Source organism: Thermopolyspora flexuosa, from assembly GCF_006716785.1.
In the GTDB taxonomy this organism is placed as follows: domain Bacteria; phylum Actinomycetota; class Actinomycetes; order Streptosporangiales; family Streptosporangiaceae; genus Thermopolyspora; species Thermopolyspora flexuosa.
On sequence record NZ_VFPQ01000001.1, the window covers coordinates 3,958,468 to 3,972,883 of the forward strand.

Genomic DNA, 14,416 nt, shown 5'->3' on the forward strand with positions numbered 1-14,416 from the left:
CGCTCAGCTCTTCGGCTTGCGGCCGACCGCGCGCGCGGCGTAGACGGCGAGCGGGATGCGCCGGACCGCCGAGCGGAACCCGCCGCCGCCCTTCTTGCGCAGCGTGCCGATCTCCTTGCGCAGGCTGCCGATCTCGCGGCGGAACTCGACGGCGCTCTTGCGCCAGCGGGCGGCCTCCTCGCGCCACTTGGACACCTGGCCCTTGAGCCGCTCCACCTCCTTGGTGAGCCGCGCGACCTCGGCCTCGGCCTCCTGCAGCGCGCGGTAGGTGCTGCGGCGGCCCCTGATCTTCGGCGCCTCGGCGGCGGGGACGAACCCGTAGCTCTCGCCGTCCACCCAGATCGTTCCGAACGTCTCCTCGACCACGTCGACGAGGTCCTCGCCCTCCTCGCGGGCGAGCTCGGCGCGGGCGAACGCCGCGGTGCGCTCCAGCCGGGCGGCGACGATGCCCACGCCCCGTCCCCCGCCGCCCGCGCCGGACGCCCCGGCCCGCCCGGCGCCCGCGGTCGCGGCGTCGGCGGCGGAGTCGGCGGCGGGCGTGGCCCGGCCGGGTTCCGGCCGCTCGGCGAGCAGCACGGAGACGAGCCCGTAGCCGTCCTCGATCGCCAGGTCGACGAGCCGGGCGATGGTGTCCTCGCCCGGCACCCAGCCCGCGGGGACGCGCAGCCGGAACGGCGCCTTGGTGGGCGCGACCTCGCGCGTCAGCCGTACCCGGCCCTCGTGCCGGTAGTGGCCGTGGATGAGGGCGAGGTCGAGACGCGGGTCCTTGAGCGGGGCGCGGCGCTCCGGGTCGAGCGTGTCCCACGGGCCGGTGAGCACGACCGCGACGTCGGGCACGGTCCCGGCGAGGCAGGCGTCCACGGTGGCGCGCACGTCCTCGTACGTGGCGCCCTCGGCGTCGACGACCACCTCCACGTACGGCACGAGCCACTGCCGGCCCGGGTGCGAGCGCAGCCACCGGTACTGCGGGATGCGGTCGGCGATGAACGCGTGGCTGACCCGCGTGATCGGCTCCTTGTTCCGCATGCGCATGGTCGGGCCGAGGTGGTAGCCGCGGGCGAGCGGCTCGGGGATGAACGCGGCGCCCGCCTGCGCCAGCCGGTACCCCATCTCGGTGTCCTGGCCGAGGAACAGCTGCTCGTCCATCGGCCCGGCGACCTCGAACAGCCGCGCGTTCACCGAGGTGCAGCCGCCGATGTGCAGGCTGAACGTGCGGTGCGCGTGCTCGCGCAGCCCGCCGGTGCGCTCCACCAGGTCGACGATCCACTCGTGCGGCTCGCTCGGCTCGAAGAGCAGGCCGAGGTCCTGGGCCGCGACGACCGCCTGCGGGCTGGGCGGCTCGGCGGACGAGAACCGCAGGTAGCCGGTGACGACGAGGTACGGCGCGAGGTGGTGCCAGCGCATGTGCGCCTCGACCGCCTCCCGGTCGAGCACCACGTCGGAGTCGAGCCAGTGGATCACGTCGCCGGTGGCGATGGCGAGGCCGGCGTTGCGGGCGCTCGCCCGGCCCGGGGTGTCGCAGCGGATGATGCGGGTGCCGGGCGGGCGCAGCGCGGGCAGGGTGAGCCGGGGCTCGCTGCCGTTGTCGACGACGATGACCTCCATCAGCTCGGCCGGGTAGGTCTGCGTGGCGAGCCCGGCGAGGGTGAGGTCGAGTTTGTCCTGGTTGTTGTAGGCCGGGATGACGATGCTGACCCGCATCGTCGGCGTCCACGCGCCGATCCGCGGCGGGTTGAGGGACGTGTAGTCGTTTCCGCGGATGCGCGGTGTCACGGATGTTCCTCCCCGGTCACCTCGGCCTCGGACGATGCCCGCACGACCTTGCGCTCCGCCGCGCGTCGTACGGCGGGCCCCGTGCGGTGGCGGGCGACGGGCCCGACGCCGCCCGCGCGGGCGCCCCGCCCGCGGATCTCCCCCGTATGCTCGGTCATTCCGCTTCCATGATCCGGCTCGGCCGGAAGCCCCGCCACTGGTTCGTGGCGACCCGCAGGAAATGCGCCAGCGGGAGCTGCCAGGTGTGCTCGGCCGCGCTCGACCGGCGCAGCATGTACCCCAGGCCGTGGGTGCGGTAGATGCGGCCGCCCGCGCCGTGGATGGTCTTGAGCAGCGCCGAGTCCACGCCCTTGGGCAGCGGCTGGAAGCCGCCCGCCTCGGCGAGGGTGTCCCGGCCGAGCAGGATCGTGCCGCCCGCCACGTGGTCGGACCACACCTCGCTCTTGTAGTCGGTACGGCGGATCGTGACGTCGAGCGGCTCGAGGTAGAAGAACTCGGCGGCGGTGCCGACCACGTCCGCGCCCGAGTACAGGCGGGCCATGAGCAGGTCCGCGAGGTGTTCCGGGCCGTACCAGTCGTCGTCGTCCCACTTGGCGATGAGGCCCGCGTCGGCGCGTGCGGCCGCCTGGGCGAGCACCTCGCCGAACACCGTGGCCGCGTCGGCCTCGATCACGGTGATCGGCAGCGGGAAGGCCCGTACGGCGGGCCGTACCAGGTCGGCGGTGAAGCCGTGCAGGGCGAGCACGACCTGCACCTCCACGTGCCGCTGCCGGGCGATCTGCGCGAGCGCCTCCGGCACGTGGTGCGGGCGGCGCGAGGCGAGCACCACGGTCACGGGGGCGTCGGCGGTGTGCGACCGCCAGGCGTGGCGGCGCAGCCGTACGCTGTGCTCCTCGCGCCGCAGGTCGGTCACCGAGCGCCTGGCGTCCGCGCCCTTCGGGGGAGCGGACGGGTCCCCGGCGCCGTCGGGCCCGCCCTCCGGCCAGGACCGCAGCAGATCGGCGAGCACGGGGTCGGCCCGCTCCGCCCACGGCGGCACCGCCTCGGCGGTGAGCGGCACCCCGGCACCGGCGAGGGCGGCGAGCAGCGCCATCGCCTCCTGCCGCCCCTCGTTGTACGGCCAGCGCACGCGCAGCCCGGTCAGCTCGCGCAGCCAGGCGAGGTCCTCGGCGCTCGGCGGATCCGCGAGCCGCCGCTCCCCCGCCCACCAGCGGCCGGCCTCACGCCGCAGCTCCTCCATCGGCCGGGTCGGGGTGCGCTGGTAGCCCTCGGGCGTCAGCGTGCTGGATCCACTGGCAATGACGGTCATCTACTGATCTCAACGGTTCTGCCGGAAACGCGATCGACGCCGGAAACGGCGGAGACCAGTATCTCCGAGACTGACCAGCGGATGTGTCAATTCGGACGAGATGGACACGTCCCGCGCCGCTCAGGTGCCGCGGGACGGCATGCGCGCCCACCGCGGGTCATCCGGAACCCGGCCGCGCCGGGCCGTACGCACGCCGGGGGGCCGGTCGGGCGGACGCCGGGCCGGCCGTCATCCGCCCGGAAGGCGGTGGGCGCCGCGGTGACTAGCGCTCGTCCTCGCCCTCGACGCGCATCACGCTCGCCACCGCGCGGACGATGTCGAGCTCGCGCAGCGACTCGACCGTGGCCGACAGGGCGGCGTCCTTGGCGTGGTGGGTGACGATGACGAGCTGGGCGTCGTCGCCGTGGCCCTCCTGGCGCACCGTCTGGATCGACACGTCGTGCTTGGCGAAGATCTCCGCGACCCGGGCGAGCACGCCGGGCTTGTCGGCGACGTCGAGCGCGACGTGGTACCGGGTGACGGTCTCGCCGATCGGGTGCACCGGCAGGTCGGCGTACGTGGACTCGTCCGGGCCGCGGGTGCCGGCGAGGCGGTTGCGGGCGACGGCCACGATGTCGCCGAGCACGGCCGAGGCGGTCTGCGGGCCGCCCGCGCCCGCGCCGTAGAACATGAGCCGGCCGGCGGACTCGGCCTCGACGAACACCGCGTTGTACGCCTCGCGCACCCCGGCGAGCGGGTGGCTCCGCGGGATCATCGCCGGGTGCACGCGCACGCCGACCGAGCGGCCGTCCTCGGACCTCGCGCAGATGGCGAGCAGCTTGATCACGTACCCCATCGCCGCGGCGCTCGCCACGTCGGCGGCGGTGATCTCGGTGATGCCCTCGCGGTGCACGTCGGCGGCGGTCACCCGGGTGTGGAAGGCGATCCCGGCGAGGATCGCCGCCTTGGCCGCGGCGTCGAAGCCCTCCACGTCGGCGGTCGGGTCGGCCTCGGCGTACCCGAGCGCCTGGGCCTCCTCCAGGGCGTCGGTGAACGACGCGCCGGTGGAGTCCATCTTGTCGAGGATGTAGTTGGTGGTGCCGTTGACGATGCCGAGCACCCGGTGGACGTGGTCACCGGCGAGGGACTCGCGCAGCGGGCGCAGCAGCGGGATCGCGCCGCCGACGCTCGCCTCGAAGTACAGGTCCACGCCGTGGCGGCGGGCCGCGCCGTGGATCGTGGCGCCGTCCTCGGCGAGCAGCGCCTTGTTCGCGGTCACGATCGACTTGCCGCGCTCCATCGCGGCGAGGATGAGCGTGCGGGCGGGCTCGATGCCGCCGATCACCTCGACGACGATGTCGACGTCGTCGCGGGTGACCAGGCCCATGGCGTCCGTGGTGAGCAGCGCCGGGTCGATCTCCACGTCGCGGCGGCGGTCGATGCGCCGCACCGCGACACCGGCGAGCTCCAGCGGCGCGCCCACGCGTGCCTCCAGGTCACGGGCCTGCTCCCGCAGCAGCCGTACCACCTGGGAGCCCACCGTCCCGCAGCCGAGCAGCGCGATCCGCAGCGGACGGCGCTCCCCGGCCGGCTTGCCCACAGCGTCACCGGGTTTCACAGCTGCCCCCTCAGCAGGTCTTCTTCGGTCTCCCGTCGGATGATCACCCGTGACCGCCCGTCGCGGACCGCGACGACGGCGGGCTTGGGCAGGTAGTTGTAGTTGTTGGCGAGCGAGCGGCAGTACGCGCCGGTGCCCGCCACCGCGAGCAGGTCGCCCGGGACGATGTCCGCGGGCAGCCACAGGTCGCGCACGATCATGTCGCCGCTCTCGCAGTGCTTGCCGACGAGGCGCGACAGCATCGGCCCGGCGTCGCTCACCCGGGAGGCGAGGCGGCAGGTGTACTCGGCGCCGTACAGCGCGGTGCGGATGTTGTCGCTCATGCCGCCGTCCACGCTGATGTACGTGCGCAGCCCCTCGACGTCCTTGACCGTGCCGACCTCGTACAGCGTGATGCCGGCGAGACCCGCGATGCCGCGTCCCGGCTCCACGGTGAGCCGCGGGATCGGCAGGTCGGCGCCCTTGCAGGCGCGGGCCACGATCTCCCGCAGGTTCTCGGCGAGGATCTTCACGTCGAGGGTGTCGTCGCCCTCGACGTACGGGATGCCGTAGCCGCCGCCGAGGTCGAGCTCGGGGAGCACGACGCCGTGCTCGTCGCGGATCTGCACGAGCAGCGACGCCACCCGCTGCGCGGCGACCTCGAAGCCGGCGGTGTCGGTGATCTGCGATCCGATGTGCGAGTGCAGGCCGACGAGCTCGAGCTGCGGCATGGCGAGCACCCGCCGCACCGCCTCGGCCGCGGCGCCGCTGGACAGCGAGAACCCGAACTTCTGGTCGTCGTGCGCGGTCGCGATGAACTCGTGGGTGTGCGCCTCGACGCCCGTGGTGACCCGGATCAGCACCTTGGGCCGCCGGGTGCCCGTGCCGCGGTCCCGCGCGCCCGGCACGGAGCCGTTGATCTCGTCGACGAGGTAGCCGAGCCGCGCGATCTCCTCGAACGAGTCGATCACGATGCGCCCGACGCCGACCTCGATCGCCTTCCGCAGCTCGGCGACCGACTTGTTGTTGCCGTGCATCGCGATCCGCTCCGGCGGGAACCCGACGCTGAGCGCCACGGCGAGCTCGCCGCCGCTGCACACGTCGAGGCCGAGCCCCTCCTGGTCGATCCAGCGGGCGGTCTCCCGGCACAGGAAGGCCTTGCCGGCGTAGTACACGTCGCTGTCGGAGAACGCGGACCGGTAGTCGGCGCACCGCGACCGGAAGTCCTCTTCGTCGATCACGTACAGCGGCGTGCCGTACTCTTTCGCCAGATCCCTCACGTCCACGCCGCCGACGGTCAGCGCGCCGTCCACACGGCAGGCCGTACGCGGCCAGATCTCCGGGTTGAGCGCGTTCAGGTCGGCCGGGAGCAGCGGAGGACGTTCCTCGGGCAGCAGATCTGCATGCCGGTCACCGGCGGGATGGGCGAATCGACTCACCCGAACGAGGGTATCCGAACCGCAGAACCCCCGCGTCGCGTGACCACCTGGCGAGACATCGGCCCTCCCGTCCCGACCACCATTCGTCCCCCACGGCCCTGCCCATCCCGTCGCCGGCACGGCTCAGCCGGGTACCCACGCGGTCGGCGTGCACCGACCCGAGTGAGATGACCGCCGTTTTCAACGCGCTGGGACGTTGCGCCGCAAGGTCGTCGGCCGGAGGCGCGCAGATGCCATGCCTCGTGCAGTGGCGATGCCCTGGACGCCCCGGTCGTCCGGACGCCTCGGGCACGTCCCGCGATCGGGCCGAATAACACCCTGCGGGATGAGCAACAGGAACACCGCGGTGCCCAGGCTACGTCAAAGAACCAGCCGGCAGTGGTACACGCAAATCAATTTATGTTGAATTCTGCTATTCGCCGGTCCGCCCCCTTCACCATCTCCAGAAAGACATCCCGTTCCAGGCCGCGGTTGGAGTCCGGATCCCGGTGACTACTGAAGGTGACCTCAACGACATACTTGCCGTAGCGTCCGTAAAAGGCCCAGCCGAAACAACTGGGTCGACGCTCTTCACGCCAGGGCATACAGCCAAGCGAGGCCGCGTCCGCCTTCGGACCCTCGGCACCCAGATCGACGGGTCGAACAGTGGCAAGATGGTCTTCATCGTTGTACACCCTGCCATAGGGCGCCATTTGCAATTCACGTGCCGCTGAAGCCTCGCCGGAAAATCTGATCACAGTTTGCCGAAGTGGATAGCGGCCCTGCCGGGCGCCCCAGCCTCCATCTGCCGCAATCTCCGCACCCCACCAAGGTTCACGGCCGACCGTGACGTCCTTTGCAACCCGGATGAAGGACACCTTGGGCAGGTCGTCTTTTTCCGCCAGCAACTTCCATGGTTCGACATCTGCGGATCGACGCCCGGTCACGCGGTCGAAGACAGAAACCCGATCAATACGCCACCTACGACCGCGATGGCTCCGAGGAACGCCGAGAAAAGCCCTACCCATTCCTTCGGGATCTTCCTCATCTCGCCAACCCTGCGGCGGTCGGTTGATTCACGGATTGGAGCACCAGGAGCACCACTTCCCTGCGCTCGCTTGTTCTCCTGAGCCCCGCGATCACCTTGGCCGGCTGCGGCTCCATAGGGCCGGATGCCTCGGCGAACCCGGCACCCTTGAGATCGGCGATGGTTCTCCTGGGCTCGCTCCGCTCCAGTCGTATGAATTCATCGTGCGGCCTCCCGACGACCGTCCAAGTCGGCACGTGTGCTCCCCGATTCGGCGCGGGAGGTATTGGCAGGAGTACTCCTCGTTGAGCCGGCCACGGTCGTTCGTCACGCCCGCACATTTCGGCGGGCACTGAGGGGCCACTCCCGCCAGGCCGTACCTCTCGGTCTCCGGTCGGGCGCCAAGCCCTTCCGCGTCAGTACTTGACCGTGAACCAGACAACACGGCCGGTCGCGTCGTCGTGGAAGCCCCACTCCTGGGAGAGCTGCTCCACGAGGAACATGCCGCGGCCGCCCTCGCCCTCAGGGTTCCGGCAGACCCGTGGCACCGACTCCCCTCCCTCGTCGGTGACGTCGCCGTGGACGAGTCCGTCCCCCTGGGTGATGGCGACCCTGATCCGTCCGCCCTGCCCGGATCGCGAGTGCCGGACCGAATTGGTCACCAATTCCGACACGATGAGCATCACGTTGTCCAGCGCTGGATGTCCGGCGCCGAGCACGCCCTTGACCCAGGATCGGGCATACGAGACGGACGCCGCTTCCCCCGTCAACTCCACGCTGCCCAGAACTCCACCCCGCCCCGTCGTCGGCATCGATACGCTTCGTCACCGAGGTCTTTACCCATTCGTTGGGTCTTTAACGACGTAGGCGGGCCGGCTTTTGAGGCTCCGTGTCCTCACAGGATTCACCGTGGCACGTGAATCAGACAAGAAAGACGCATGCCACTGACGACAGGGATCACGGCGGAAAGCGTCTCTCCGACCGCTACACCCGCGTATCGGACGCCGAGGAGAGACACGGCCACTCTGCTACACAGCCACGAAATGCCGGTGTGGAGCAGCCATCAGGTATCGACATGTGAACTTTATCAACATTAACAAGCGCCGATTCCAGAATCCAAGGGCATCCGGAATCGGCGGCGAGGCTTCACAGGCGCGACGACGGTGCCACCGTCCGGGTCCGGCCGTACTTCCGGATGCGGAGCCGATGCGGTGTGCGGAATCGACCGCTTGGTATCGACCGTTTTGGTGCGGTCCATACGGCCCGCAGGCCGGCCGGGTGCCGGGGCGGGGACGACGCGCGTGCACCGGTGGCGGGGCCGAGCGCCGTTGATCGGCCCCGCCACCTGGCACGACGGCAGCGTGGTGCCGCCAGGGCGCGGGTCACGGCCGGTGCAGATCCGTCGGGCGGCCGTGACCCACGGCGAGCTGGAACGTTCTCAGTCGATCGGCGACTGGGGCTCGCCCTTGAGCTCGAACCAGTAGAAGCCGTGGCCCGGGAGGGTGAGCAGGTAGGGCAGGTCGCCGATCGGCGGGAAGACCACGTTGCCGCGGCACTCGACCGGGCTGATGCCCTTGAACCGGCTCAGGTCGAGCTCGACCGGCTGCGGGTACTTGGAGAGGTTGTTGACGCAGAGCATGCGGTCCTCGCCGTCCTCACGGAGGAAGGCGAGCACGGCCTGGTTGCTGCAGTAGAGCTCGATGTAGTCGCCGGTGCCGAAGACGGGGTGCCGCCGCCGGGTCTCCAGCATCTGCCGGGTGAAGTTGAGCAGCGACGTGGGCTGCTTCATCTGCGCCTCGACGTTGATCGCCTGGTACCCGTAGATCGGGTCCATGATCACCGGCAGGTAGAGGCTCGCCGGGTCGCCGTCGGAGAAGCCGCCGTTGCGGTCCGGCGTCCACTGCATGGGCGTGCGGACCGGGTCGCGGTCACCGAGCCAGATGTTGTCCCCCATGCCGATCTCGTCGCCGTAGTAGAGCACCGGCGAGCCCGGCAGGGAGAGCAGCAGCGCGGTGAACAGCTCGATCTGGTCGCGGTTGTTCTCGAGCAGCGGCGCGAGCCGGCGGCGGATGCCGAGGTAGGCCCGCATGCGCGGGTCCTTGGCGTACTCGGCGTGCATGTAGTCCCGCTCCTCCTCGGTCACCATCTCGAGCGTGAGCTCGTCGTGGTTGCGGAGGAAGATGCCCCACTGCGCCTTTTCCGGGATCTTGGGGGTGCGGGACATGATCTCGCTGATCGGCATGCGGTTCTCCCGCCGCACCGCCATGAAGATGCGCGGCATGAGCGGGAAGTGGAACGCCATGTGGCACTCGTCACCGCCGGTGGCCGGGTCGCCGAAGTACTCCACGACGTCCTCCGGCCAGCCGTTCGCCTCGGCGAGCAGCACCCGGTCCGGGTAGAGCCGGTCGATCTCCTTGCGGATGCGCTTGAGGTAGGCGTGCGTCTCCGGCAGGCCGGCGCAGGTGGTGCCCTCCCGCTCGAACAGGTACGGCACGGCGTCGAGCCGGAAGCCGTCGATGCCGAGGTCGAGCCAGAACCGCAGCACCTCGAGCATGGCCTCCTGCACCGCCGGGTTGTCGTAGTTGAGGTCCGGCTGGTGGTGGAAGAACCGGTGCCAGTAGTACTGGCCGCGCACCGGGTCGAAGGTCCAGTTGGACTCCTCTACGCCGACGAAGACGATCGGCGCCTCCTTGTACTTGTTCGGGTCGTCCGACCAGACGTAGAAGTCGCCGTACGGCCCGTCGGGATCGCGGCGGGAGGCCTGGAACCAGGGGTGCTGGTCGCTGGTGTGGTTCATCACCATGTCGGTGATGATCCGCAAGCCCCGCTTGTGCGCCTGCTCCACCAACTCCACGAAGTCCGACAGATCGCCGAATGCCGGAAGGATCTTCATGTAGTCGGAGACGTCGTAGCCGCCATCACGCAGCGGGGACTCATACAGCGGGAGCAGCCACAGGCAGTCCACGCCGAGCCACTTCAGATAGTCGAGCTTCTCGATGAGCCCGCGCAGGTCGCCGGTGCCGTCGCCGTTCGAGTCCTTGAAGCCGCGGACGAGCACCTCGTAGAAGACGGCCCGCTTGTACCACTGCGGATCCCGGGAGACGAAGTCCTCTGAAACCGGGTCAGGGCAGGCTGAAGCGCACATGAGTCTCACTCACATGATGAGGGAAGCAGGGTGTTACCGGTGGAAGTCCGCCGCCTGGGGAGCTGTGTGACAAGCCCCTCGCCCTGGATAGAACCCCTGATCGTGTCGCGGTTCCCCCGTGCCTGGGCGGCGTTCTGGCCGAACATTACCAGTTCGGCGACCCGTCCGAATCCATTTCAGCGGGAGTCGTCGATTAGCAACGGATCCGTCATCATCCCAGGTGAATAGCCACGTGATCGCTCGGTCACGGTCCGCCCAACAGTCAGGCCCACGGCGGAGTGAGGTCGCCGAGCAGGTCCTCGTAGTCGGCGAGCCAGGCGCCGAACAGCACCAGCCCGCGGAGCCAGAACCGGGAGTTCCACGACCGGAACGCGGTGAGCGCGTCCGGGCCGTCGGCGACCACCCGGAGCATCTCCTCCGACAGCAGCCCCTCGACGGCGGCGACGCGCCGCAGCATGCGGTGGCTCCACTCCCGCGCGGCCGGGCCGCCCGAGCGCAGCGGCACCCGCCGGTTCGGCAGCAGCGGCACGTTGGTGGACGGCAACGCCGCCACCCGCGGGTTCGCCGCCTGCAGGATCTCCCGGTAGAACCGGCCGCCCTCCTTGCGCGTCACCGGCACCGACAGCGCCGCGTCGAAGAACTCCGGATGCAGGAACGGGAAGATCGGCGTGACCTCGGGCCCGACCAGGTTCACCGGGGAGCGCGCGATGCCCCGGGCGGTGCGGGTGTGCAGCACGCTCAGCGGCAGCTCGGCGCGGTGGCCGCGCAACATCGAGGTGGCCCGGCCGAACGCCTCCCGCACCCGCTCGTCGATCCACGCCGCGGCCCGCTCCGACAGCACCGGCAGGTGCGCCTCGCCGTTCGCGAGCGACCGCAGCAGCGCCTCGCGGCGCGCCGCCGCGCTCTCCGCGCCCACCGCCGCCGAGCTGATGAGAAAGTTCTTCATCAGCGGCCCGCCGGCGAGGCCGTCCACGATCGGCCGCCCGGCCGCGTGGACCTGGCGGGCGAACGGCGCGTACCAGGCGTGGTGGCTGGTGAGGTACTCGAGCCGGCGCGCCGTCCACAGCGCCTCGTCCGGGTAGGCGGCGGGGTCCTGCGGGATCACCCGGTGCGGGATGCCGAGCTCGCGGGTGATGTACCGGGCGAAGTCGATGTCGTTGTCGAGCCCGTCGTCCGGGCTCGTCGTCCACGACTCGACGTCCATCCTCCGGGCCACCGCCACGCTCGCGAGCAGCCGCGAGTCGTACCCGCCGCTCACCGGCACGAGCACCGGCCGGTCCTCGTACGGCTTGAGCGCCTCGTGCAGCAGCGCCACCATCTCCCGCGCGGTCACACCCCGGTCGACCGGCTCCTCGCGCACCCAGCGCGGGGCCCGCCGGTCGACGGTGATCCGCCGCCGCGCCCGCGACCAGGTGATCGCGGTCGCGCCCGGCAGCCGCCGCACCTCGCGGTACGGGGTGTCCTCCAGCAGCGGGTAGGTGAGCTTGAGGATCGCCGCCCAGGCGTCCCAGTTCACCTGGTACGGCCGGCGGGCGAGCGCGAGCAGCGGCTCGATCAGCCCGGCGAAGTAGACCGCGCCGCCGGCCTCGAGGTAGTACACGTCGACCAGGCCGAAGGCGCCCGCGTGCAGCACGACCTGCTCCGGGCCGTCGATCAGCCCGGGCGTCTCGTGCTCCTCGGCCACCCGCAGCCACGACGGCGGCCGGTCGTCGCCGGCCACGGGCCGCCGCTCCCCCCAGGCGAACGCGCCCGGCGCGTACGGCTCCAGCGGCGCCGAGCCGTACAGCACCGCGTCCGGCGTCTCGTACACCACCTGGGTGGCCGGGCCGGCCGCGCGCAGCGCGGCGATCCGGTCGGCGGAGAAGGGGCCGAGGGCTCCGCACACGTACGGCCGGGCGGTGAATGCCGGCCAGGTGCCCTTGCGCACTCGCCTCTCCTTCGCTTCGGTGCCGGACGGTGTCGGACAGCGTGCCGCTTACCCGCAGAGTGTACGGAATTACGGAAAAAGCGCGGGTGTCAGGATGTAGCCCGATATCCTTTCTCGACCTTGGAGGACGATGCAGGGGGATCGGATGTCGGAGTTGGAGGCGACCCGCCAGGCGCTGGCGGAGGCCGTCGCCCAGGCTTCCCGGGCCGCCGAGCTGGCCCGCCTGCTCGAGGACCACCGGCGGCGGCTGGAGGAGGCGTCCCGGGCCGAGGCCGAGGCGAAGACCCGGGCACGCGAGGCCGAGGAGCGCCTCAAGCTCGCCGAACGCCACCTCACCCGGCTCGCCAAGAGCCTCGCCGAGCAGCGCTACCAGACCGAGGTGGCGCAGTGGAAGCTCGAGTCGGTGCGGGCGAACCGCTGGCTGCGGCTCGGCGGGGCGATCAACGCGAGCGGCAAGAACCCGGCCCGGCTCGCCCGGGAGCTGCGCAAGGTGCGCGCCCCGGTACGGCGCCGCCCCGCGCCCAAGCGCTCCGACTTCCCGCCCGAGATCCCGGACCTCCAGCCGAAGCAGAAGGCCGCGGTCGCCCCGGCCGCCGCGCCCACGGTGTCCGAGGCCCTCGCCGACGGCTTCACCGTGCCGAAGGGCCCCACGGCCCGGCCGTACCTCACCGTCGCCTGCATCGTCGACCGGCAGTCCGAGGCGCTGCTGCGCTACGAGTGGCGGCAGGTGACGAACTTCGGGCCGGACAACTGGCGGGAGATGCTCGACAAGCATCAGCCGAGCATGCTCCTGGTGGAGTCGGTACGGCCCGGCGCCCGCCAGGGCAACGGCGGCCGGTGGCTGGAGGCGCTCGCCCTGGAGAACCGGGCGCTGCGCGACCTGCTCGAGGAGTGCAAGCGGCGCGGCGTGCGCACGGTGTTCTGGCACTCGGGCGGGCCGGTGTCGGCGTTCGTGCCCGCCGCCGAGTACTTCGAGCACGTGTTCACCTACAGCGAGGCGCGGGCCCGCGAGTGGCGGTCCGCGCTGCGCCGGGAGAACGTCGGGGTGCTGCCGCACGCGGTGCAGCCGCGGGTGCACAACCTCATCCCGGCGGCCGGGGGACGCACGGACGAGGTGCTCACCCTCGGGGAGGTGCCGCTCGCCGCGATGGGCCTCGCCGAGCCCAGGCCGAAGCCCGGTGAGGCGCCGGCCGCGCCGCCCGAGCCGATCTGGCGGCCGCTGCCCGGCCAGGACGTAGCCGACCCGATCGGCTACGACGAGCTGCTGGTCGCCTACCGGCGGCCCGCCCTCGTGGTCGCCGCCCCGGACGCCGACCCGCGCACCCTCGCCGAGCTGCGCGCCTGCGGCACCCCGGTGCTCGAGCTTGCCAAGCCGAAGCCGAACCAGAAGCCGGAGCCCGTGGTCGCCGAGGTGGAGGCGCTGCTCGCCGACTCCGGCCGCCGTGCCGTACAGGCCCACCTCGCCTGGCGGGCGTCGGTGAGCGTGACCCCGCTGCTCGACCCGGTGCTCGACGCCGTGGGCATCCCGAGCGTGCGCGGCGGGCGGGACGTCACCGTGATCGCGGCGGTGCGCGACGAATCCGAGCTGGAGCACCTGCTCGCCCAGCTCCGGCACCAGGTCTGCGCGCCGGTGCAGCTCGTCATCGTCGCCGACGGCGTGGACGGGGCGCTGGTGGAGAAGGCCGCCCGGACCGCCTGCTCCGGCGACGTGGTGGTGCGCACCACCGACGGCCCGCAGAGCCGGGGGGCCGCGCTCGACCGCGCGCTGCGGCTCGCGGACGGCGACCTCGTGGCGGTGTTCGACCCGCGGGACCTGTACGGCGAGCACTACCTCGCCGACCTCGTCCGGTACTTCGACGCCACCGACGCGGAGATCGTCGGGAAGGCGTCGTTCTACGCCCACATCCCGCAGGTCGGGGCGACGCTGCTGCGGCAGCCCGGGGCCGACCACCGGTTCCTGCCGGAGATCGCCGGGCCGACGCTGCTCGGCCGCCGTCCGGTGCTCACCGAGCTGGGCATCGCCGACGTCACCGAGGAGTGGGACGAGGTGCTCATGCGGCAGTGCCGCGACGAGGGCATCCGCGTCTACTCGGCCGACCGGTACTCGTACGTGTGCCGCCGCGACTCCTCCGAGCACCGGCTGCTCGCCTCCGCCGAGCTCACCGGCTACGTCCCGGCGGAGCCGCTCGCGCTGATCTGAGCCCTGTCGCCAGGCCCTGGGCGCCCGGCCGTGCCGCGCGG

At 71.6% G+C, this 14,416-nt stretch carries 10 protein-coding genes; 1 reads left to right on the forward strand and 9 read right to left on the reverse strand.

Features of this window, described 5'->3' with window-relative positions:
* Positions 1 to 3 precede the first annotated feature (3 nt).
* The 9 genes from FHX40_RS16790 to FHX40_RS16825 form a co-directional block, all read right to left on the reverse strand.
* A complete protein-coding gene (locus FHX40_RS16790) occupies positions 4 to 1,773 on the reverse strand; it encodes a glycosyltransferase family 2 protein (RefSeq protein WP_229788975.1) in 1,770 nt (589 codons plus the stop codon).
* Entirely contained in the window at positions 1,770 to 1,931 is a 162-nt protein-coding gene (locus FHX40_RS25140) for a hypothetical protein (protein ID WP_170198863.1), read from the reverse strand. Before FHX40_RS25140 ends, FHX40_RS16790 begins: the two co-directional genes overlap by 4 nt.
* Positions 1,928 to 3,082, reverse strand: a complete 1,155-nt coding sequence (locus FHX40_RS16795; RefSeq protein ID WP_142260502.1) for a family 2 glycosyl transferase — start codon at positions 3,080 to 3,082, stop codon at positions 1,928 to 1,930. The genes FHX40_RS25140 and FHX40_RS16795 overlap by 4 nt, the downstream gene beginning before the upstream one ends.
* A gap of 262 nt (positions 3,083 to 3,344) precedes the next feature.
* Entirely contained in the window at positions 3,345 to 4,625 is a 1,281-nt protein-coding gene (locus FHX40_RS16800; protein WP_189136258.1) for a homoserine dehydrogenase, read from the reverse strand.
* Between the two features lie 50 nt (positions 4,626 to 4,675).
* Positions 4,676 to 6,097, reverse strand: coding sequence for a diaminopimelate decarboxylase (lysA, locus tag FHX40_RS16805; RefSeq protein WP_142260503.1), 1,422 nt, complete (start codon positions 6,095 to 6,097; stop codon positions 4,676 to 4,678).
* Positions 6,098 to 6,489: 392 nt separating this feature from the next.
* The gene (locus FHX40_RS16810; RefSeq protein WP_142260504.1) at positions 6,490 to 7,023 is read right to left on the reverse strand and encodes a hypothetical protein; all 534 of its coding nucleotides are present in this window, start codon (positions 7,021 to 7,023) and stop codon (positions 6,490 to 6,492) included.
* A 496-nt stretch (positions 7,024 to 7,519) separates the two neighbouring features.
* Positions 7,520 to 7,915, reverse strand: a complete 396-nt coding sequence (locus FHX40_RS16815; RefSeq protein WP_142260505.1) for an ATP-binding protein — start codon at positions 7,913 to 7,915, stop codon at positions 7,520 to 7,522.
* Positions 7,916 to 8,541: 626 nt separating this feature from the next.
* Positions 8,542 to 10,248 (reverse strand): maltose alpha-D-glucosyltransferase, encoded by a 1,707-nt coding sequence (treS, locus tag FHX40_RS16820; RefSeq protein ID WP_142260506.1) that lies wholly within the window; start codon positions 10,246 to 10,248, stop codon positions 8,542 to 8,544.
* Positions 10,249 to 10,510: 262 nt separating this feature from the next.
* Positions 10,511 to 12,175 (reverse strand): asparagine synthase-related protein, encoded by a 1,665-nt coding sequence (locus tag FHX40_RS16825; protein WP_142260507.1) that lies wholly within the window; start codon positions 12,173 to 12,175, stop codon positions 10,511 to 10,513.
* Between the two features lie 145 nt (positions 12,176 to 12,320).
* Here FHX40_RS16825 and FHX40_RS16830 point away from each other — a divergent pair, with 145 nt between their 5' ends.
* Positions 12,321 to 14,375 (forward strand): glycosyltransferase, encoded by a 2,055-nt coding sequence (locus FHX40_RS16830; protein ID WP_229788978.1) that lies wholly within the window; start codon positions 12,321 to 12,323, stop codon positions 14,373 to 14,375.
* Positions 14,376 to 14,416 lie beyond the last annotated feature (41 nt).

Excerpts from the sequence above, each read along its gene's own strand:
- FHX40_RS16815 (WP_142260505.1), bottom strand. The coding sequence starts at position 7,915 with ATGCCGACGACGGGGCGGGGTGGAGTTCTGGGCAGCGTGGAGTTGACG.
- FHX40_RS25140 (WP_170198863.1), bottom strand. The coding sequence starts at position 1,931 with ATGACCGAGCATACGGGGGAGATCCGCGGGCGGGGCGCCCGCGCGGGC.
- treS (WP_142260506.1), bottom strand. The coding sequence starts at position 10,248 with ATGTGCGCTTCAGCCTGCCCTGACCCGGTTTCAGAGGACTTCGTCTCC.
- FHX40_RS16830 (WP_229788978.1), top strand. The coding sequence starts at position 12,321 with ATGTCGGAGTTGGAGGCGACCCGCCAGGCGCTGGCGGAGGCCGTCGCC.
- FHX40_RS16795 (WP_142260502.1), bottom strand. The coding sequence starts at position 3,082 with ATGACCGTCATTGCCAGTGGATCCAGCACGCTGACGCCCGAGGGCTAC.